This is a genomic window from Kitasatospora sp. NPDC058243 (assembly GCF_042882025.1).
In the GTDB taxonomy this organism is placed as follows: Bacteria; Actinomycetota; Actinomycetes; order Streptomycetales; family Streptomycetaceae; genus Kitasatospora.
The window spans coordinates 1-20,833 of sequence record NZ_JBHVWW010000107.1 but is presented as its reverse complement, the minus strand read 5'-3'; the positions used below and the strand labels follow the sequence as shown (position 1 = coordinate 20,833).

At 73.5% G+C, this 20,833-nt stretch carries 16 protein-coding genes and 1 pseudogene; 7 read left to right on the top strand and 10 right to left on the bottom strand.

From position 1 onward, the window contains the following. Together ACFVX9_RS38150 and ACFVX9_RS38145 are read left to right on the top strand one after the other, a co-directional pair. Positions 1 to 2,920, top strand: a pseudogene (locus tag ACFVX9_RS38150) (hypothetical protein); the annotation flags it as partial. A gap of 10 nt (positions 2,921 to 2,930) precedes the next feature. Continuing rightward, entirely contained in the window at positions 2,931 to 3,695 is a 765-nt protein-coding gene (locus ACFVX9_RS38145; protein WP_387986691.1) for a metallophosphoesterase, read from the top strand. Positions 3,696 to 3,719: 24 nt separating this feature from the next. On the opposite strand, the gene ACFVX9_RS38140 is transcribed toward ACFVX9_RS38145, so the two are convergent. Together ACFVX9_RS38140 and ACFVX9_RS38135 are read right to left on the bottom strand one after the other, a co-directional pair. After that, entirely contained in the window at positions 3,720 to 4,070 is a 351-nt protein-coding gene (locus tag ACFVX9_RS38140; protein WP_350884255.1) for a hypothetical protein, read from the bottom strand. 174 nt (positions 4,071 to 4,244) lie between these two features. Beyond that, a complete protein-coding gene (locus tag ACFVX9_RS38135) occupies positions 4,245 to 4,940 on the bottom strand; it encodes a FadR/GntR family transcriptional regulator (protein ID WP_380338311.1) in 696 nt (231 codons plus the stop codon). 166 nt (positions 4,941 to 5,106) lie between these two features. Here ACFVX9_RS38135 and ACFVX9_RS38130 point away from each other — a divergent pair, with 166 nt between their 5' ends. Together ACFVX9_RS38130 and ACFVX9_RS38125 are read left to right on the top strand one after the other, a co-directional pair. Then, positions 5,107 to 5,673: a gluconokinase gene (locus ACFVX9_RS38130; RefSeq protein ID WP_380484573.1), complete on the top strand. Its 567-nt coding sequence runs from the start codon at positions 5,107 to 5,109 to the stop codon at positions 5,671 to 5,673. A 2-nt stretch (positions 5,674 to 5,675) separates the two neighbouring features. After that, on the top strand, positions 5,676 to 7,064 hold the full coding sequence (locus ACFVX9_RS38125) for a gluconate:H+ symporter (RefSeq protein ID WP_380378590.1): 1,389 nt from the start codon (positions 5,676 to 5,678) through the stop codon (positions 7,062 to 7,064). A gap of 141 nt (positions 7,065 to 7,205) precedes the next feature. Here the strand turns inward: ACFVX9_RS38125 and ACFVX9_RS38120 are convergent, their stop codons facing one another. From ACFVX9_RS38120 to mmuM, 6 genes are all read right to left on the bottom strand, one after another. Next, positions 7,206 to 7,679 carry a hypothetical protein gene (locus ACFVX9_RS38120; protein ID WP_387986687.1) on the bottom strand — a complete coding sequence of 158 codons (474 nt, stop codon included), beginning with the start codon at positions 7,677 to 7,679 and terminating at the stop codon, positions 7,206 to 7,208. Positions 7,680 to 7,962: 283 nt separating this feature from the next. Then, the gene (locus ACFVX9_RS38115) at positions 7,963 to 9,558 is read right to left on the bottom strand and encodes a glycerol-3-phosphate dehydrogenase/oxidase (protein WP_063350189.1); all 1,596 of its coding nucleotides are present in this window, start codon (positions 9,556 to 9,558) and stop codon (positions 7,963 to 7,965) included. 173 nt (positions 9,559 to 9,731) lie between these two features. Beyond that, the gene (gene glpK / locus ACFVX9_RS38110) at positions 9,732 to 11,252 is read right to left on the bottom strand and encodes a glycerol kinase GlpK (protein ID WP_363377288.1); all 1,521 of its coding nucleotides are present in this window, start codon (positions 11,250 to 11,252) and stop codon (positions 9,732 to 9,734) included. 93 nt (positions 11,253 to 11,345) lie between these two features. After that, the gene (locus ACFVX9_RS38105; RefSeq protein WP_063350191.1) at positions 11,346 to 12,083 is read right to left on the bottom strand and encodes an MIP/aquaporin family protein; all 738 of its coding nucleotides are present in this window, start codon (positions 12,081 to 12,083) and stop codon (positions 11,346 to 11,348) included. A gap of 280 nt (positions 12,084 to 12,363) precedes the next feature. Beyond that, positions 12,364 to 13,128 carry an IclR family transcriptional regulator gene (locus tag ACFVX9_RS38100; RefSeq protein ID WP_063350192.1) on the bottom strand — a complete coding sequence of 255 codons (765 nt, stop codon included), beginning with the start codon at positions 13,126 to 13,128 and terminating at the stop codon, positions 12,364 to 12,366. 162 nt (positions 13,129 to 13,290) lie between these two features. After that, positions 13,291 to 14,235 carry a homocysteine S-methyltransferase gene (gene mmuM, locus ACFVX9_RS38095; RefSeq protein WP_387986683.1) on the bottom strand — a complete coding sequence of 315 codons (945 nt, stop codon included), beginning with the start codon at positions 14,233 to 14,235 and terminating at the stop codon, positions 13,291 to 13,293. Positions 14,236 to 14,396: 161 nt separating this feature from the next. On the opposite strand from mmuM, the gene ACFVX9_RS38090 reads away from it, so the two are divergent. The 3 genes from ACFVX9_RS38090 to ACFVX9_RS38080 are packed head-to-tail and all read left to right on the top strand — an operon-like array spanning position 14,397 to position 18,069. Continuing rightward, positions 14,397 to 15,308 (top strand): NUDIX domain-containing protein, encoded by a 912-nt coding sequence (locus tag ACFVX9_RS38090; protein ID WP_387986680.1) that lies wholly within the window; start codon positions 14,397 to 14,399, stop codon positions 15,306 to 15,308. Between the two features lie 33 nt (positions 15,309 to 15,341). Continuing rightward, a complete protein-coding gene (locus ACFVX9_RS38085; protein ID WP_387986677.1) occupies positions 15,342 to 15,914 on the top strand; it encodes an NUDIX domain-containing protein in 573 nt (190 codons plus the stop codon). Between the two features lie 46 nt (positions 15,915 to 15,960). Then, positions 15,961 to 18,069 carry an acetoacetate--CoA ligase gene (locus tag ACFVX9_RS38080; RefSeq protein WP_387986674.1) on the top strand — a complete coding sequence of 703 codons (2,109 nt, stop codon included), beginning with the start codon at positions 15,961 to 15,963 and terminating at the stop codon, positions 18,067 to 18,069. Between the two features lie 66 nt (positions 18,070 to 18,135). On the opposite strand, the gene ptsP is transcribed toward ACFVX9_RS38080, so the two are convergent. Together ptsP and ACFVX9_RS38070 are read right to left on the bottom strand one after the other, a co-directional pair. Then, a complete protein-coding gene (gene ptsP / locus ACFVX9_RS38075) occupies positions 18,136 to 19,806 on the bottom strand; it encodes a phosphoenolpyruvate--protein phosphotransferase (protein WP_063350197.1) in 1,671 nt (556 codons plus the stop codon). Positions 19,807 to 19,905: 99 nt separating this feature from the next. Next, positions 19,906 to 20,355: a PTS glucose transporter subunit IIA gene (locus ACFVX9_RS38070; protein WP_380380396.1), complete on the bottom strand. Its 450-nt coding sequence runs from the start codon at positions 20,353 to 20,355 to the stop codon at positions 19,906 to 19,908. Between the last annotated feature and the right edge of the window lie 478 nt (positions 20,356 to 20,833).

Genomic DNA, 20,833 nt, shown 5'->3' with positions numbered 1-20,833 from the left:
GCGCGAGGCCGCCGCCGCCACCGGCCGCGCCGAACTCGCCGCCGAACGCGCCGGCGACGCCCGCACGGCCGCCGCCCGGGCGCTCGCCGCCGAGCAGCGCACCGCCGCCCTGCTCGCCACCGAGCAGCGCCTCTCCGACCTGCTCTCCCTGACTCCCGCGCCCACCGACTGGAGCGAAGACGGGTCAGGGGCCGAGGAGGACGCCGGCTTCCTCACCCCCGCCGTCCTCGACCGCAACGCCGAGTACCTGCGCGAACTCCTCGACGAGTCCATCGCCACCGCCGAACGCACCCTGTTCGACCTGCGCACCGCCGCCGCCGACGACTCCCGCATCCTCGCCGCCCTCGGCGACGGCGGACTGCTGCCGCCCGGCCCGGACGTCCTGGCCACCGTCGAGTACCTCGCCGAGCACGGCATCCCCGCCCTGCCGGGCTGGCGCTACCTCGCCCAGTCCGTCGACCCGGCCGACCACGAGGCGATCCTCGCCGCCCGCCCCGAACTCGTCGACGGCGTCGTCGTCACCGACCCGGCCTCGCTGGAGCGGGCCCGCGAGGCCCTGCAGGCCGCCGCCCTGCTGCCCCGCTCCACCGTCGCCGTCGGCGCCGCCGCCTCCCTGATCGCCCCGATCACCGACCAGCCCGCGTTCTTCCTGGTGCCGCCGAACCCGGCCATGCACGACGAGTCCGCCGCCGACGACGAGCGCCGCGAACTGCGCGCCCGGGCGGGCGCCCGCGAGGAGCACATCCGCGAACTCGCCGCCCGCCTCGGTGCCGACCGCGCCCTCGCCGCCCGCCTCGCCTCCTGGCACGCCAGCTGCCCGCCCGGCACCCTCGCCGAACTCGCCACCGCCGCCGAGGCCGCCCGCGAGCACGCCGAGCAGGCCGCCGCCGCCCTGGCCACCCTGCGCGCCGACCACGACGAGGCCGAGACCGACCACGCCGCCGCGGCCGCCGCCCACGAGGAGCACCGCGAGGCCGCCCAGCGCGCCCGCCGCCGCGCCGACGCCCTCTCCGGCCTCGCCTTCCGGCTGCGCGAGCGCGCCAACTGGGCCCGCCGCCAGCGCGAACTCGCCGAGGACGCCGCCGAGTGCGACCGCCGCCAGGCCGTCTGCGCCGAACGCGCCCGCACCTGCGACGAGGACCGCCGCGCCGCCCAGCGCGCCGCCGACGACGCCCGCCGCACCGCCCGTACCGTGCGCGCCGAACGCGCCGAGATCCCCGCCGCCGAGCAGGCCGACGAGCCCGCCGAGACCGCCCCCGCCGCACTGCCCGCCCTGCGCGAGGCCTACCGCGCCGCCTCCCAGCTGTACGAGAAGGTCGGCGTCGGCGCCGACCTGCGCGCCGAGCAGGCCCGCGCCGAGGGCGACGAGGCCGCCGCCGCGACCGAACTCGACCGCCTCACCAACAAGGTCCGCACCCGCGCCGAGGAACTCCTCGGCAGCCCCGACGGCGCCGACGGCCCGGCCCGCCAGGCCGCGGCCGCCCGCGCCGAGGACCTGGTCGCCACCATCGAGGCCCGCTCCGCCGCCGCCAGCGAGCAGCTCGGGCGTCTGCGAGGCGAGGCCGAGCGCTCCGCCCCCGCCGACGGCGAGGCGCACACCGAACTGCCCGAGGACCTCGTCCCCGCCGACCCCGAGCACGCCCAGGTCCTGCTGCGCACCGCCACCAGCCGGCTCGCCGAACGCCGGGAGGCCCTGGACGCCGCCCGCACCGCGCACGCCGACCTGCAACGCACCTTCGACGCCGCCCAGTCGGCCGCCGCCGACTTCGACGAACTCGCCGGCCAGCTGCGCGACGGCCTGCGCGAGCAGCAGGAGGACGACGGCCAGTCCGCCGAGCCCTACCTCGGCTCACTGCCGGAGGCGCGCGGCACCGCCGCCGAGGCCCGCCGTGCCCTGCGCACCGCCGCCGGCGAGCTGTCCTCCGCCGAACTCGCCGTCCGCGACGCCTCCGACGCCCTCGTCCGGCACGCCAACGCCGCCCGCTACGAGGCCGTCCGCACCCCCGCCCGCCAGCAGATCCGCGAACTGCCCGCCGCCGCGCTGCCCGAGCACGCCGCCGCCTGGGCCGCCGCCTTCGCGCCCCGGCTGCGCGTGCTGACCGACGAACTCGCCCAGCTGGAGCGCAACCGCGGCTCGATCGTCGACCGCCTGCGCGGCCTGGTCGAGTCCTCGCTCACCACCCTGCGCGCCGCCCAGCGGCTCTCCCGGCTGCCCGAGGGCCTGGGGGAGTGGTCCGGCCAGGAGTTCCTGCGGATCCGCTTCGAGGACCCGGACCACGCCACCCTGGTCGAGCGCCTGGGCGAGGTCATCGACGAGGCCACCCGCGCCGCCGTCCGCAAGAACAGCGACCTGCGCCGCGACGGCATGTCCCTGCTGCTGCGCGGGGTCGCCGCCGCGATGGGCCCGAAGGGCGTCAGCGTCGAGATCCTCAAGCCGGACGCGGTGCTGCGCGCCGAGCGGGTCGGCGTCGGCCAGATGTCCGACGTCTTCTCCGGCGGCCAGCTGCTCACCGCCGCCATCGCGCTGTACTGCACGATGGCCGCGCTGCGCGCCAACGACCGCGGCCAGTCCCAGCTGCGGCACGCCGGCACGCTGTTCCTGGACAACCCGATCGGCCGCGCGAACGCCACCTACCTGCTGGAGCTCCAGCGGGCCGTGGCCGATGCGCTCGGCGTCCAACTGATTTACACCACCGGCCTGTTCGACACCACCGCGCTCGCCGAGTTCCCGCTGGTCATCCGGCTGCGCAACGACGCCGACCTGCGGGCGGGCCTCAAGTACATCTCGGTCGAGGAGCACCTGCGCCCCGGTCTGCCCGCCCCGCAGGACCCGGACGGCCCGGCCATCCACGGCGAGATCACCGCCACCCGGATGTTCAAGCGTCCGGCCGAGGTTCCGGCGCAGTCCTCAACTGACTAGCGTGGCGTGCATGCTGACGATCGCGCACTTCAGTGACATCCACCTCGGGCAGGAGCACCGCCGGGACGGCGGCAGGCGCGCCCGGCGGCGGGCCGGGCAGGTGATGGCGTACCTCGACGCCCTGCCCGGCCCGCTGGACGCGGTGCTCGTCACCGGGGACCTCGCCGACCACGGCCTGCCCGCCGAGTACGAGCAGGTGGCCAAGGTGCTGGACTCCCGGTACCCGGTGCTCATTTGCCCCGGCAACCACGACCGCCGGGCGCCCTACCGGGAGGTGCTGCTCGGCGAGGCCCCCGCGGACGGCCCGGTCAACCGGTTGCACCGACTGCCCGGTGCCGACGTGCTGATGCTGGACTCCTCGATCCCCGGCCGCGACGACGGCCTGCTGGACGAGGAGACGCTGGCCTGGCTGGACGCCGAACTGGCGGCCGGCCGCGCCGACCGGCCCGCGCTGGTGGCCTTCCACCACCCGCCGGCCGTCCTGCACCTGCCGAACGTCGACCCGATCCGCCAGTTCGGCGAGGAGGCGCTGGGCGCGGTGCTGGCCCGGCACCCCCGGGTGGCCGGCCTGCTCTGCGGCCACTCCCACACCGGCGCCGCCACCACCTTCGCCGGACTGCCCCTGCTGGTCGCCCCGGGTGTGGTCTCCACCGTCACGCTGCCCTGCGAGGGCGGGCCCGGCATCTCCTTCACCCAGCCGCCGATGCTCGCCTTCCACGTCCTGGACGACACGGGCCGGCTCACCACCCACTACCGGGCCGTCCCGGAGGACTGATCCGCAGCGTCGGCCGCAGGTGTCCTACGCGGCCGGCAGTCGCGGCTGGCGCTGCGGCCCGCCGGGGCGGGGGAGCGGCCGGGCGGCCAGCGGGTCGGGCGCCCGGCTGCCCGCCATCGGGTGCGCGGAGCCGGGCGCGCGCTGCCGCTGGGCGGCGACCTGGCGCGAGATCAGGATCTCCAGCAGGCACCACATCGTGCCGAACACCCCGAGCCCCATCGCCATCAGCGCCGGCGTCATCAGCCAACTGTCCGCGTACGAGGCGAGCGTGGCGACGACCACGCCGACCAGGGTGAAGGACAGGCAGAGCACCGCCCGGACGGCGGCGGCGCGCACCTCGTCGGGCAGGCGGCGACGGCGGCGTGGCACGGACATCGATCGACCCCCAGGCGCGGACTCGGCGGCGGACGCGGGACGGGCGCACGCGAAACGCGCCCCCTTGCCTCACTCTGCCCCGCCGAACCAGGACTATGCGTCCGAATCCACCGAACTGCCGTCAAAGCGCGTGATCCGGGCAGCCGGCAGCGGGCGGCCCGCCGCCGGGGGAGGTCAGCCCAACTGCTGGTTGAGCTCCTCCAGGGCGCCCGCCACGATCGTCCGCATGGCCTGCTCGGCCTGGACGGCGTCCCCCGCGCAGATCGCGTCGGCGACTTCGCGGTGCAGCCGGATCGCGTACGGCTCCGGCTGATGGGGCATCAGATGGTACTCGGTCCGCCCGGTGAGCACCGCCCCCACGGTGTCGCCGAGGTGGGCGAACATCTCGTTGCCGGAGGCGCGCAGTACGGTGGCGTGGAATTCGATGTCGTGCCGGAGGAAGGTGGTGAGGTCGGCGGCCCGCGCCGAGACGGTCAACTCCACGGCCAGTGAGCCGAGTTGGCGCCGGTCGTCGTCGCTCGCGTGTACCGCGGCGAGCGCGGCCGCGGCCGGTTCGACGGCCACCCGCAGCGAGCCGAGCGAGCGCAGCTGGGCCGAGCGGTCCGCGCCGGCCAGCCGCCAGCGGATCACCAGCGGGTCGAAGACGTCCCAGAGCGACCTGGGCTGCACGGTGATCCCGACCCGCCGCCGGGACGCCACCAGGCGCATCCCCTCCAGGATCCGCACCGCCTCCCGGACGACCGTCCGGGACACCCCGAACCGCTCCTCCAGTTCCTCGCCGCGCAGCACCGCACCCTCGGGAATCTCCCCCGACGCGATCGCGGGCCCGAGCTCGTCAAGCAGCCGACCGGGCAGCCCCTGGATCTCCATCCGCCCAGCGTAGACGCCCACCCCGCCGCCACCACCGGCGCGTACCGGGTCCCGCGCCCTGCGATCTACCCCACAGCTCAAAAGTATGACGATTTGGTTTCCACCACTTGAATACGTCATATCTTTGAGGCGATAGTGGCGGCCAGGCAACGAAGGAGCACCACCCATGGCTCTCAGCGTCGAGAACCACGACCTCCCGGCAGTGACACCGGCGGGCCCTCTCACCATCGTGGTGATGGGCGTCTCCGGTGTCGGCAAGACCACCCTGGCCCGCCTGCTGGCCGAACGACTCGACCTCCCCTACGCGGAGGCGGACGACTTCCACCCGGCGGCCAACATCGCCAAGATGTCGGCCGGCATCCCGCTGGACGACGAGGACCGCGCGCCCTGGCTGCGCGCCCTCGGCGCCTGGCTCAAGGAGCGGGCCGAGGACGGCACCGGCGGCGTGGTCACCTGTTCGGCGCTGAAGCACCACTACCGCGACACCCTGCGCGCGGCCTGCCCGGGTGCCTACTTCCTGCACCTCAGCGGCGGTCACGAGCTGGTCGAGGACCGGCTCGCCCACCGCACCGGCCATTTCATGCCGCCGTCGCTGCTCGACTCCCAGTACGCCGCCCTGGAACCCCTGGGCGCGCACGAGCGCGGCGCCGTCCTGGACGTCGGTCCGTCCCCCGAAGAACTCGTCGAGATGGCCGTGGCGCTGCTGCGGCCGGTCAATGGAGACCTCGCGTGAGTATGTCCCCCACTCTGCTCGCGGCCGCCCCACCGGCCCTGCCGCACACCAGCAGCGACTCCCAGCTGCTGATCGCGGTCCTGCTCAGCATCGGTGTGATCGTCCTACTGATCACCAAACTGAAGCTGCATCCCTTCCTCGCCCTCACGCTCGGCTCCGGCCTGCTGGCCGCCGTCGCGGGCGCCCCGTTCGACAAGCTGCTCAACAGCTTCTCCACGGGCTTCGGCTCCACCGTGGCCGGCGTCGGCCTGCTGATCGGGCTGGGCGCGATGCTCGGCAAGCTGCTCGCCGACTCCGGCGGCGCCAACATCATCGCGGACACCGTGCTGGCCCGGTCGGGCAACAAGGCGCTGCCCTGGGCGATGGCGCTGATCGCCGCCGTCCTCGGCCTGCCGCTGTTCTTCGAGGTCGGCGTCGTCCTGCTGATCCCGATCGTGCTGCTGGTCGCCCGCCGCGGCAACGTGCCGCTGATGCGGATCGGCATCCCCGCGCTGGCCGGCCTGTCCGTGCTGCACGGCCTGGTGCCCCCGCACCCCGGCCCGCTGGTCGCCGTCGACGCCCTGAAGGCGGACCTCGGCATCACCCTGGCGCTCGGCCTGCTGATCGCCGTGCCCACCCTGATCGTGGCCGGCCCGCTGTTCTCCCGGCTGGCCGAGCGCTGGGTCGGCCCGCTGGAGATCCCGAAGGCCACCGCCCCCGAGGAGAGCGCCAAGCCCGAGCACACCCCGTCCTTCGGCGCGGTGCTGGCGACCATCCTGCTGCCGGTCGTGCTGATGCTCGGCAAGGCCCTGACCGACGTGGTGATCGACAACCCGAAGGCGTTGGGCCAGCGGGTGTTCGACTTCATCGGCTCGCCGCTGATCGCGCTGCTCGCCGCGACCCTGCTCGGCATGCTGACCCTCGGCAAGGCGGCCGGCTTCGACAAGGCGCGGATCTCCGACACCGTCGGCAAGTCGCTCGGCCCGATCGCCGGCATCGTGTTCATCGTCGGCGCCGGCGGTGGCTTCAAGCAGACCCTGATCGACGTGGGCGTCGGCAACGCGGTGAGCGAGTGGTCCGGCAAGTGGCACATCTCGGCGCTGCTGCTCGGCTGGCTGATCGCGGTGCTGATCCGCCTGGCCACCGGCTCGGCGACGGTCGCCACCATCACCGCCGCCGGGATCGTCGCCCCGCTCGCCGCCGACATGTCCTCCACCCACGCGGCCCTGCTGGTCCTGGCGATCGGCGCCGGCTCGCTCTTCCTGTCGCACGTCAACGACGCCGGCTTCTGGCTGGTGAAGGAGTACTTCGGGATGAGCGTCGGACAGACGCTGAAGTCCTGGTCGGTGATGGAGACGGTGATCTCGGTCGTCGCCATCGCCCTGATCATGCCGCTCAGCCTGATCATCTAGGCCGGACAGCGCCTGGCGCCGCCGACATCCGCCGAGGGGCGGCACCCGTACCGCACGGGTGCCGCCCCTCGGGCGTGCCCGACGGCCGGGGCTCAGCCCAGCGGCCCCGACAGCCGGGGCTCCGCCCAGCGGCCCCGACAGCTAACGCAGCACGACCCGCCAACCGTCGCCGCCGTCGCGGCCGCCGGGCCGGAGCACCAGCTCCTTCACCTGCCCGGTGTCGTGGAAGGTCAGCACCACGGTCTGCCGCTCGGCAGGGTCGTCCTGGAAGTCGGCCGTGACGGCCCCCTGGGCGCCCCGTCCGTACTCGCGGACCCAGGCCGCCGAAGCGTCCCCGCTGTCCCCGCCGTCCCCGCCGTCCGAGGTGCCGAGCTCCGCCAGCCGCCCCTCGGCCCCTTCGGCGAGCCGCCACACCAGCTGCTGGACCACGCCGAGCGTGCCGGTGGACGGGTACCCCGTCACCCGCAGGTGCGGATGGGCGGCGTAGTCGGCCTTGTACGCCAGCTCGGCCTCCGAGGCCCCGCCGGAGCACCCGGTGAGCAGCGCGACCGCGAGGCCCGCCGCAGGCAGACCTGCGGCGCGGCGGGCGGTCCGAAAACCAGACAAGATCATCATCAGGGAGAATCATGCGCGAAGGGCGGGCACCCGGAAAACCCAGGTGCCCCCCCCTCTCGGGGGTTCGCCCCGCTGGCTGTGTCTACTTCGTTTCGCGCCTCTCCAGGATGTGCCTCCTTCCTTTCTCGCTTCTCGAGGAGGGGGCCAAAAAAAAAAAAAAACCCCCCCGGAGGGAAAACCGGGGAGAGGGGGAAAACCACCAAAACCCCCCGTTCCCCCCCCCTCCCCGAGGCTGCGCCTAGCTGGCTGTGCCTACTTCGTTCCGCGCTTCGCGAGGCTGTGCCTACTTCGTTCCGCGCTTCGCGAGGAAGGCCTCGACCTCGTCCCGGATCTCCGGCGTGTCCAGCCCGCGCACGGTCATCGTGGTGCGGCGCCGCAGCACGTCGTCCGCCGTGTACGCCCACTCGCTGTCGGCCGCGTAGGCGACCTGCGCCCAGACGTCCGGGCCGTCCTCGTGGATCGGCCGGCCCAGCTCCGGGTTCTCGTCGATCATGCGGGCGATCTCGAAGGACAGCGTGCCGTAGTGGCTGGCCAGGTGCTTGGCCACCAGCGGCTCCATCCGGGAGCCCGGGTCGCGGTCGATCAGCAGCCGGTGCGCGACGGCGTTCGGCGCGCCGACGCCCGGCAGCGGAACGGTCGCCGCGATCGGGGACATGTCCTCGCCGAGGCTGGTGCCGGGCACGTGCGCCAGCTTCTCCAGCACGGTGCGGCCGATGTGACGGTAGGTGGTCCACTTGCCGCCGGCGACCGACAGCATGCCGCCCTTGCCCTCGGTGACGACCGTCTCGCGCTTGGCGGCGGCGGTGTCGCCCGGGCCGCCGGGCAGCACCCGCAGGCCGGCGAAGGAGTAGGTGATCAGGTCGCGGTCGAGGTGCTCGTCGCGGATGGCGTGCGCGGCCTCGCCCATGATCTGGTCGATGTCCGCCTCGGTGGCCCGGACGTCCTTCGGGTCGCCGGTGTACTCCTCGTCGGTGGTGCCGAGCAGGACGTGGTCCTCCCACGGGATGGCGAAGGAGACGCGGTACTTGTCGATCGGGATGGTCAGCGCGGCGCGCCACGGCGCCCGGCGCTTGACCACCACGTGGGCGCCCTTGGAGAGGCGGATCGACGGCGCGGCGCCGGCGTCCTCCATCTTGCGCAGGTGGTCCACCCACGGGCCGGTGGCGTTGAGCACCAGGCGGGCGTCGATGCCGAACTCGGTGCCGTCCAGGCGGTCGCGCAGCTCGGCGCCGGTGACCCGGCCGCCGGTGAAGCGCAGGCCGGTGACCTCGGCGTGGTTGAGCACCACGGCGCCGGCGTCGACGGCGGCGCGCACGGTCATCACGGCGACGCGCGAGTCGTTCATCTGGTGGTCGCCGTAGACGGCCACCGAGCGCAGGCCCTCGGTGCGCAGCGCGGGCACCTGCTGGGCGGCGTGCGCGGCGGTGGAGACCCGGCCCATGCCGTCGCGGAAGGCGGACAGCGCGGAGTACAGGAAGACGCCGGCGCCGAGCTTGGGCGCGCTGTGCGGGCCGCCCTTGTAGACCGGCACGAAGAAGGTCAGCGGGTTGACCAGGTGCGGCGCGACGTCGGTGGCGAGCGCGCGGCGCTCCTTGTGGTTCTCGGCGACGAGCTTGACCGCGCCGGTCTGCAGGTAGCGCAGACCGCCGTGGACGAGCTTGGAGGAGGCGCTGGAGGTGGCGCCGGCGAAGTCGCCGCCGTCGACCATGGCGACCTTGAGTCCGGCCTGGGAGGCGGTCCAGGCGACGGCCGTGCCGAGGATGCCGCCCCCGATCACCAGCAGGTCGTAGGTGGCCTTGCCGAGCAGCTCACGGGTCTCGGCGCGGGAGGCGGTGCGGCCGGCGGTGCGCTCGGCGCCCAGGGTCGGGATGGTTGCCATGGTGGTTGTGTACGGCGCGCGGGTCAGGCGGCGCCGTTACTCCTCTCGTGTGCGGTGCGGCCTCTGCTGAGAGGCCGGTCGGCCCGGTGCGGCGGGCCGGTGAAACGCGGCGACACCCGCTGCCGGAACAGCGGGCGGCCGGTCGGGGCCCGGGGCCCCGACCGGCTTGTCGGTCAGTCGGTCTCTTCTTCCTCCACCCACCCCATGGTGCGCTCCACGGCCTTGAGCCACTTCTTGTACTCGCGCTCCCGGGTGGCCTCGTCCATGCGCGGGGTCCATTCGGCGGCGCGGTGCCAGTTGGCCCGCAGCGTGTCGAGGTCGGTCCAGAAGCCGACGGCGAGTCCGGCTGCGTAGGCGGCGCCGAGGGCGGTGGTCTCGGCCACGTACGGGCGCTCGACCGGGACGTCCAGGACGTCGGCGATGTTCTGCATGAGCAGGTTGTTGCTGGTCATGCCGCCGTCGACCTTGAGGGCGGTGAGCTCGACGCCGGAGTCCTTCTGCATGGCGTCGACGACCTCGCGGGTCTGCCATGCGGTGGCCTCCAGGACGGCCCGGGCCAGGTGGCCCTTGGTGACGTACCGGGTCAGGCCGGCGATCACACCGCGGGCGTCGGAGCGCCAGTACGGGGCGAACAGGCCGGAGAAGGCCGGGACGAAGTAGGCGCCGCCGTTGTCCTCGACGGTGTTGGCGAGGGTCTCGATCTCGGCGGCGGTGGAGATGATGCCGAGCTGGTCGCGCAGCCACTGGACGAGCGAGCCGGTGACGGCGATCGAGCCTTCCAGGGCGTAGACCGGGGCCTGGTCGCCGATCCGGTAGCCGACGGTGGTCAGCAGGCCGTGGTACGAGTTGACGATCTTCTCGCCGGTGTTGAGCAGCAGGAAGGTGCCGGTGCCGTAGGTGGACTTGGCCTCGCCCTCGTCGAAGCAGGTCTGGCCGAACAGCGCGGCCTGCTGGTCGCCGAGCGCGGAGGCGACCGGGACGCCGGCCAGGTCGCCGACGGCCTCGCCGTAGACCTCGGCGGAGGAGCGGATCTCCGGCAGGACGGCCATCGGCACGCCGATCGACTCGGCGATCTTGTCGTCCCACTGCAGGGTGTGCAGGTTCATCAGCATGGTGCGGCTGGCGTTGGTGACGTCGGTGACGTGCTTGCCGCCGTTGACACCACCGGTGAGGTTCCAGATCACCCAGGTGTCCATGGTGCCGAACAGGATGTCGCCGGCCTCGGCGCGCTCGCGCAGGCCTTCGACGTTGTCCAGCAGCCAGCGGATCTTCGGGCCGGCGAAGTAGCTGGCGAGCGGGAGGCCGGTCTCGCGGCGGAAGCGGTCCTGGCCGACGTTGCGGCCGAGCTCGCGGCAGAGGCCCTCGGTGCGGGTGTCCTGCCACACCAGCGCGTTGTGGACCGGCTCGCCGGTGTTCTTGTCCCACAGGACGGTGGTCTCGCGCTGGTTGGTGATGCCGATCGCGCGGATGTCGTCCTTGGTCAGGCCGGCCTTCTCCAGCGCGCCGCGGACGACCGACTGCACCCGGGTCCAGATCTCGGCGGCGTCGTGCTCGACGTAGCCGGGCTGGGGGAAGATCTGCCGGTGCTCCTGCTGGTCGACGGCGACGATCCGGCCGTCGGCGCCGAAGATGATGCAGCGGCTGGAGGTGGTGCCCTGGTCGATCGCGGCGATGTAGTTGCCAGTGGAGGTCATCAGAGGGTCCTCGGCTCAGGATTCGGGGGTTCGGGGTGGGTGGGCCCGACGTAGTGGTCGGTCCCCGTGCTCGGCGGGTTCGAACCCGGCCCTTTAGAACATCGCGTTGTACAGACCGCCGGCCAGCGCGCCGCCGATCAGCGGGCCGACGACCGGAACCCAGGCGTACGACCAGTCGGAGCCGCCCTTGTTCGGGATGGGCAGCAGCGAGTGCACGATGCGCGGGCCGAGGTCGCGGACCGGGTTGATCGCGTAGCCGGTGGGGCCGCCCAGCGAGAGGCCGATGCCGACGACCGTGAGGGCCACGATCAGGGTGCTGAGGCCGCCGGCGGCCAGACCGTCGTTCTTGCCGAGGGTGAGGATCGCCATGCAGAGGATGAAGGTGCCGATGACCTCGGTGACGACGTTCTGGATCGGGTTCCGGATCTCGGGCCCGGTCGAGAAGATGCCGAGGGTGGGCTCCTCGTTGGCCTGGAACTGGCCGAGGTAGGTGAGCCAGACCAGCACGGCGCCGATCATCGCGCCGAGGAACTGGGAGCCGAGGTAGAGCGGCACCTGGTTCCAGTCGCCGCTCTTGATGGCGAGCGCGATGGTGACGGCCGGGTTGAGGTGGGCGCCGGACTTCGGAGCCGAGATGTAGGCGGCGATCAGGACCGCGAAGCCCCAGCCGAAGGTGATCGCCAGCCAGCCGGCGTTGAGGGCCTTCGACTTCTTGAGGGTCACGGCGGCGCAGACGCCGCCACCGAGAAGTATCAGGGCGGCGGTGCCGAGGGTTTCGCCGACGAAGACGTCGCCGTTGGAGAACGCGGACACAAAGACTCCCTTGTCCATATGGCCCGGAGGTGTGGGTGGGGGCGGCCGGCCGATCGTTGTGCGGGTGAGCGCATCGGGGGATTGATCTTCCCGGCCATCGTTCGACAATGTCGACCGTTATGCGGAAGCTTCCTCCCCTGGTTGCCCTCACGTCAAGGCAGGGTTACGGAGCTGTGACCCTTCCCCCGAAGTTACCCAGCGGAGCGGGCCAAACCGGGGCAAAACGCCAAGGCGCGGACAGGCCGATGCCCGTCCGCGCCTCAGCGTGACGATGTGGCCGCCGGTGCGGCCCGGGGTTTCAGAAGCGCCCGGCGCCCAGATCGCGCGAGATCGCCCGTGCCGCGCTGCGCACCGAGGCCACCAGCGACGGCTTCACGAAGCCGTCCTCGCAGACCCGCTCCACCGGGCCGCTGATGCACACCGCGCCCACCGGGTTGCGCCGCCGGTCCTGGATCAGCGCGCCGATCGAGGCCACGCCCTCCCAGGTCTCCTCGATCGAGTCCGTCCAACCGCGCTCACGGATCAGCGCGCACTCGGCGTCCACGTCGGCCGCCTCGGTCAGCGTCCGCAGGGTGTACGACTCGTACGGCCCGTCGCCCAACTCGCCGCGTGCGACCGGGTCGTAGGCCAGCAGCACCTTGCCCAGCGCGGTGCTGTGCAGCGGCTGCATCGAGCCGACCTCCAGCACCTGCCGGGTGTCGTCCGGCCGGAAGACGTGGTGCACGACCAGCACGCCCTGCTGGTGCAGCACCCCCAGGTAGACGGTCTCGCCGGCCGCCCGGGCCAGGTCGTCCGCCCAGACCAGCGCCCGTGCCCGCAGCTCGTGCACGTCCAGGTAGCTCTGCCCCAGCCGCAGCAGTTCGGCGCCCAGCTGGTACTTGCCGCTCTCCGGGTCCTGCTCGACGAACCCCTCCTGCTGGAGCGTGCGCAGGATGCCGTGCGCGGTGCCCTTGGCGAGTTCCAGCGCCGTCGCGACCTCGGACAGGCCCAGGCGGCGCTCACCGCCGGCCAGCAGGCGCAAGATCGCGGCGGCCCGGGAGAGCGACTGGATCGGGCCGGGCATGGGGACCTCCGCGCTGACAGGCGGTCGACATTGTCGACCGCAGTGGTAACGGGACGAGTCTGCCAGGCCGTCGCCGGTCCGTGCACCTTCCCCCTCGGTAACCCGCGCTCGGCCGTCCGTTAACCTCCGCCGCCCGCCGCGCTGCTCACACTCAGACGTCCCTCACCCCCCGACGTCGCTCGAGCGCCCCCGTCGCACCGCGACCTCCGCCGCCAGCGCGGCGATCCCGTCCGGCCCCACCCGGCAGCAGCCGCCCACCAGCCGTGCGCCGCCCGCCAGCCAGCCGCCCACCCGGGCCGAGCGGAACGTCGGCTCGCCGCGCCAGTCCCGGCGCGCGGCGTCCCACTCCTCCCCGCTGTTCGGGTACACCACCACCGGCTTGCCGGTCACCTCGGCCGCCAGCGCCACCGCCCGGTCCGCGTCCTGCGGGGTGCAGCAGTTCACGCCCACCGCCAGCACCTCGTCCACCCCGGCCGCCAGCGCGAACGCCTCCGCCAGCGGCTGGCCCGCCCTGGTCCGGCCGCCCGCCACGCTGAACGACAGCCAGGCCGGCACGCCCAGCCCGCGCACCAGCTCCAGCAGCGCCCGCGCCTCGTTCGCGTCCGGCACCGTCTCCAGCGCCAGCACGTCGGGCCCGGCCGCCGCCAGCGCCTCCAGCCGCGGCCGGTGGAAGGCCACCAGCTCCGCGGTGCTCAGCCCGTACCGGCCCCGGTACTCCGAACCGTCCGCCAGCACCGCCCCGTACGGCCCCACCGACGCCGCGACCCAGCGCCGCCGCCCGCCCGGCTCGGCCCGCGCCGCCTCCCGGGCCAGCTCCACGCTGCGCGCCAGCAGCCGTGCGGCCTGGGCCCGGCCCACTCCGCGCCGGGCGAAGCCCTCGAAGCTCGCCTGGTAGCTCGCCGTGATGGCGACGTCGGCCCCGGCCGCGAAGTACGCCCGGTGCGCCGCCACCACCGCCTCCGGCGCATCCGCCAGCAGCCGCGCCGACCACAGCTCGTCGAGGAGGTCGTGCCCGGCCGCCGCCAGCTGGTTCGACATCCCGCCGTCCAGCACCAGCGGACCGGCCGCCAGCGCCGCGGCGAAGTCCGGCGGGGGAGCAGTGGGCATGGGGCCTCCTCGGGCGCGGTCGTTCCTGCTCACAGCCTAGAAGCCGGGCATCCCCGCGGACCCGGAAAACCATTTGCCGCCGGGGAACGGAATCGCTACGTTGTGCTCAGCCGGAGAACGACAGCACCCCGTACGGCGGCGAGCGCGGAGAGGAGCCGGTGATGGAAACGGACGACCCGTCCACCCCGCCCCCGACCACGCCCGCGAGCGAGCAGGACGAGCAGGAGTGGCTCGCCGCCTACGACCCGCGCGCCTACGCCCCGATCGCCGTCACCGTCGACGTGGTCGCCCTGACCTTGCGCCACAGCGGCCTGCACGTCCTGCTCGTCCAGCGCGGCGCCCCGCCCTACCAGGGCTGCTGGGCCCTGCCCGGCGGCTTCCTGCACGCCGGAGAGGAGAGCCTGGACGAGGCCGCCGCCCGCGAACTCGCCGAGGAGACCGGCCTGCTCGGCGGCTCCGAAGTCGAGGCCGCGCTCTGCCGCGTCCACCTCGAACAGCTCGGCACCTACGGCGCCCCCGAGCGCGACCCGCGCATGCACGTCGTCTCCGTCGCCTACCTCGCCTTCGCCCCAGACCTGCCCGACCCGCAGGCCGGTACGGACGCCGCAGCCGCCACCTGGCACCCCGTCGCCGACCTCGACCTGGGCACCCGGCCCGGTGGCCGACCCCGAGCCGCCGGTGCGCCCGCCGACACCCACGGGGGTGGTGTCGGCGGGCCCACCGGCCAGTCCTCCCGCACGCTCGCCTTCGACCACGCGCGCATCCTCGCCGACGGCCTCGACCGCGTCCGGGCCAAACTCGAGTACAGCCCGCTCGCCACCGCCTTCCTGCCCTACGACTTCACCATCCCCGACCTGCGCGCCGTCTACGAGGCCGTCTGGGACGAGAAGCTCCACCCCGGCAACTTCCACCGCAAGGTCCTCTCCGTCCCCGGCTTCGTCGAGAGCACCGGCGCCACCACCGCCCGCGGCGGCGCCCGCGGCGGCCCCCGGGCCCGTACCTACCACGCCGGAGACGCCAGCCTCCTGCACCCCGCCCTGCTCCGCCCCACCCGCGACGGCGAACTCCGCTGACGGCCGCCGCGCGCACCCGGCTACCATCCGGCCATGACCACTGACGACCCGACACGCGCGGTCAACCAGCCGTTCTCCCACTGCCACTTCTGCGGCACCTCCTATCCGGCCGGCACCGACGGCTGGCCCCGCACCTGCCCCGGCTGCGCCGAGATCAGCTACCGCAACCCGCTGCCCGTCGTGGTCACCCTCCTCCCGGTCACCCGCCCCGACGCCGACCCCACCCTCGTCGTCATCCGCCGCACCATCGAGCCCGGCTACGGCCAACTCGCCTTCCCCGGCGGCTACGTGGACTACGGCGAGAGCTGGCAGCAGGCGTGCGTGCGCGAACTGTGCGAGGAGACCGGCATCCTGGCCGACGCCGCCGACATCACCCTGGTCGCCACCGACTCCGACGCCAGGGGCGGCTTCCTCTGCCTCTTCGGCCTGCTCCCGGCCCGTCCGCTCGCCGAACTCCCGCCCTCGCGCCCCACCGACGAGACCGACGGCTGGCAGCTCGCCGCCCCCGACACCCGGCTCGCCTTCCCCTTCCACACCCGGGTCTCCCGCTCCTGGTTCGGCGGCGAGTTCAGCGGTGAGTCCAGCGGCGGAATCTCCGGCCGCTGACCGGCCCGGCACCCACCGGGCGGACCCTGGCGCAGCGGCCGCTCGCATGGCATGGTCTGCACCGACAGCCCAACCGGACGGGCCTGCCACAAGCACTCCCGTCCCCACCACCGGCCGGGAGACCACCACCGTGAGCACCCCACCCCAGGACCAGCCGCTCTGGCGCCCCAACCCCGCTCGCGCCGCAGCCACCAGCCTGGTGGCCTTCCAGGCCTGGGCCGCCGAACACCACGGCGCCCCGGCCGCCCCGCTCGCCCCGGCCGCCGACGACCAGCAGGCCGCCCAGCGCTACGCCGACCTGCACGCCTGGTCCACCGCCGACCTCGACCGCTTCTGGACCGCGATCACCCAGTGGTTCGACGTCCGCTTCACCCAGGTCCCCGAGGCCGTCCTCGCCGACCCCGCCATGCCCGGCGCCCGCTGGTTCCCCGGCGCCCGCCTCAACTACGCCGAACACGCCCTGCGCGCCGCCGAGGACCCGGCCAACGCCGACCGCCCGGCCGTCCTGCACCTCGACGAGACCACCGAACAGCCGGCCGTCCTCACCTGGTCCGAACTGCGCCGCCAGGTCGGCTCGTTGGCCGCCGCCCTGCGCGCCCGGGGCATCGGCCCCGGCGACCGCGTCAGCGCCTACCTGCCCAACATCCCGCAGGCCGCCGTCGCCCTCCTCGCCACCGCCGCCGTCGGCGCGATCTGGACCAGCTGCGCCCCCGACTTCGGCGCCCGCAGCGTCCTGGACCGCCTCCAGCAGATCGAACCCGCCGTCCTCTTCGCCGTCGACGGCTACCACTACGGCGGCAAGGACCACGACCGCACCGAGGTCGTCGCCGAACTGCGCCGCGAACTCCCCACCCTGCGCACCGTCGTCCACGTCCCGCTGCTCGGCGCCCCCGCCCCCGAGGGCGCCCTGCACTGGGACGACCTGGTCGCCGACGACGTCGAGCCGGTCTACGAGGCCGTCCCCTTCGACCACCCGCTCTGGGTGCTCTACTCCTCCGGCACCACCGGCCTGCCCAAGGCCATCGTCCAGAGCCAGGGCGGCATCCTGCTCGAACACCTCAAGCAGGCCGGCCTCCACCTCGACCTCGGCCCCCGGGACCGCTTCCTCTGGTACACCTCCACCGGCTGGATGATGTGGAACTTCCTGCTGGCCGGCCTCCTGGTCGGGGCCACGATCGTCACCTACGACGGCAGCCCCGGCCACCCCGACACCGGCGCGCTCTGGTCGGTCGCCGCCCGCACCCGCGCCACCGTCCTCGGCACCTCCGCCGCCTACGTGATCGCCAGCCGCAAGGCCGAGCTGCACCCCGGCCGCGACCTCGACCTCTCCGCCGTCCGCTGCATCGGCACCACCGGCTCCCCGCTCCCGCCCGACGGCTTCCGCTGGATCTACGAGGAGGTCAAGGAGGACGTCTGGCTCGCCTCCGTCAGCGGCGGTACCGACGTCTGCTCCTGCTTCGTCGGCGGCGTCCCCACCCTGCCCGTCCACCTCGGCGAGATCCAGGCGCCCTGCCTCGGCGCCGCCGTCGAGTCCTGGGACGTCCAGGGCCACCCGCACACCGACACCGTCGGCGAACTCGTCGTCACCAAGCCCATCCCGTCCATGCCCACCGGCTTCTGGAACGACCCCGAGGGCACCCGGCACCACGACAGCTACTTCGACATGTACCCCGGCGTCTGGCGCCACGGCGACTGGATCACCGTCACCTCCCGCGGCACCGTCGTCATCCACGGCCGCTCCGACTCCACACTCAACCGCCAGGGCGTCCGGATGGGCTCCTCGGACATCTACGAGGTCGTCGAACGCCTCCCCGAGATCGCCGAATCCCTGGTCATCGGCCTGGAGGAGCCCGACGGCGGCTACTGGATGCCGCTGTTCGTCGTCCTCGCCCCCGGTGCCGAGCTCGACGAGGGGCTGATCGGCCGCATCCGCACCTCGCTGCGCACCCAACTCTCCCCGCGCCACGTCCCCGACGAGGTCATCGCGGTGCGCGGCCTCCCGCACACCCTCACCGGCAAGCGCATCGAGGTCCCGGTCAAGCGGATCCTCTCCGGCACCCCGCTGGAGCAGGCCGTCAACCCCGGCTCCGTCGACGACATCGACCACCTGCGCTTCTTCGAGCAGCTCCGCCGCGATCGGCAGGCCCGAGCCTGACCGGACACGCCGAAGGGGGGCTCCCACCGACCCGGTGGGAGCCCCCCTTCCTGCTGTTCGCCTGTCCTACTCGCCCGACAGCACCTGCTGCGCGGCGGCCCGCGCCTCCTCGGCGCTGTCCGTCGCCCGGGCCGCCTCGGCCGCCCGGCGGCACTGCGCCAGCGTGTACTTGGCCAGCGTCGAGCGCACGTAGGGGATCGAGGCCGAGCCCATCGAGAGGCTGGTGACGCCCAGACCGGTCAGCACCACGGCCAGCAGCGGGTCGGCGGCCGCCTCACCGCAGACGCCGCAGCTCTTGCCGGTCGCCTGCGCCGCCTCGGCGGCCGCGGCGATCAGGTCCAGCAGCGCCGGCTGCCACGGGTCCTGCAGCCGGGCCAGCGCGCCCACCTGACGGTCGGCGGCGAAGGTGTACTGCGCGAGGTCGTTGGTCCCCAGCGACAGGAACTCGACCTCCTGGAGGATCGACCGGGCCCGCAGCGCGGCCGACGGGATCTCCACCATCGCGCCGAACTTGGCCTCCAGCCCCGCCTCGCGGCACGCCTGGGCGAAGTCCTTGGCGTCCTTGCGGTCGGCCACCATCGGGGCCATCACCTCAAGGTGCACCGGCAGGCCCTCGGCGGCCCTGGCCAGCGCCCGCAGCTGCGTCCGCAGCACTTCCGGGTGCTCCAGCAGGGTGCGCAGACCGCGCACGCCCAGCGCCGGGTTCGGCTCGTCGGCCGGGGTGAGGAAGTCCAGCGGCTTGTCCGCGCCCGCGTCCAGCGCCCGGACCACGACCCGGCCCTCCGGGAACGCCTCCAGCACCTTGCGGTACGCCTCGACCTGCTTCTCCTCGGTGGGCGCCTTCGCGGAGTCGTCCAGGAAGAGGAACTCGGTCCGGAACAGGCCGACGCCCTCGGCGCCGTTCTCCAGCGCGGCCGGCACGTCCGCCGGGCCGCCCACGTTGGCCAGCAGCGGCACGCGGTGGCCGTCCGAGGTCTGCCCCGGGCCGGAGGACGCGGCCAGCGCGGCCTTGCGCTGGGCGGCGACCGCCCGCAGCTCGTCCTGCTTCTCCTGCGAGGGCTCCAGCAGCACGTCACCGGAGCTGCCGTCCACGGCGACGACGGTGCCCTCGGCGACGTCCGTCGCAGCGGGCAGCGCGACCACGGCCGGCACGCCCAACGCCCGCGCCAGGATGGCGCTGTGGCTGGTCGGCCCGCCCTCCTCGGTCACGAAGCCGAGCACCAGCGTCGGGTCGAGCAGCGCGGTGTCGGCCGGCGCCAGGTCCCGCGCGAACAGCACGTACGGCTCGTCGCTGTCCGGCACGCCCGGCATCGGCACGCCCAGCAGCCGGGCCACGATGCGGTTGCGGACGTCGTCCAGGTCGGCGACCCGCCCGGCCAGGTAGTCGCCGGCGGAGGCGAGCAGCGCCCGGTAGGCGGCGAAGGCGTCGTACACACCGCGCTCGGCGCTGCTGCCGACGGCGATCCGGCGGGACACGTCGGCCATCAGCTCCGGGTCCTGCGCCATCAGCGCCTGGGCCTCCAGGACGGCCTGCGCCTCGCCACCGGCCAGGTTGCCGCGGGCGATCAGGTCCGCGGCGACCGCCTCGACGGCGGCCTGGGCGCGGGCCTGCTCGCGCGGGGCGTCCTCGGTCGGGATCTGGGTGGCCGGGGGCTCCAGCACCGCCGTCCCCATGTGCCGCACCTGGCCGATCGCGACCCCGTGGCTGACACCCACGCCGCGCAGCGTCTTCTTCATGTCACCTGTCTCCGCTGAGAGGAGCGGCCCCGCCGGGAACCGCTGTGTGCCGGGCCGCCCCGACAACTCCTGCGGGGCGGGTGTGTGCAAGGTAAGAGGTCAGTTCCAGCTGAACAGGGCCTCGCCGGAGACGGCCTCGCCGTCCTCCCGCAGGCCGCCGAGCGAGTCGGCGCTCGCTTCCAGCGCCACGATCGGCGAGATGGGCGACTTGCCCGCGGCCTCGACGGCGGCCGGGTCCCACTTGATGACGGCCTGACCGCGGGTCACCGTGTCGCCCTTGTTGACCAGCAGCTCGAAGCCCTCGCCGTTCAGCTGCACGGTGTCGATCCCCAGGTGGGTCAGTACACCGTGGCCCTCGGCGTCCACCACGACGAACGCGTGCGGGTGCATGGAGACGACGACGCCGTCCACCGGAGCGACCGCCTCGGTCGGCCGGCGCTCCGGGTCGATCGCGGTGCCGGGGCCGACCATCGCGCCGGAGAACACCGGGTCGGGCACGCCGGCGAGCCCGACGACCTTGCCGGTCAGCGGCGACGTCACAGTGGTCATGGTTGTGCCTCCCAAGTGAGCGGTACAGCGAGCGGCCGCGAGCAGCGGCAGGACGATCGACTGAAGCCTAAATCATGTCAACTTCGGACATCTGCTGACATTCCCGGGCGAAGACCCACGCCCAGCCCGGCTCGTCGTCCGGCGGCTCACCGACCGTTTAGTGGTCTAGTCCTCTTAGTCGATGCGCCGCACTCTACAGGCATCTTGGCGAATCGGGACCATTGCTGTATATGCTCGCGAGAGCAACAAATCATGCCGCCGACCGGGTGACACCGGGAGCGCCTCGATTCGCACTCCGGCGGGCGACCCGCTATGGTTGGGCGAGTCGCCGCGACTTGGCGGTTAACACCAGATTTCAGATGCGAAAACCTCCGGTAAACGGGGCGGAAAACATCTGGTAAGCTGGAAACACGAAAGAACGAAGCGCCCGGAGGGCCCGCTGGAAGGCGGTCCGAAGGAAGTGTCCGTTCCTTGAGAA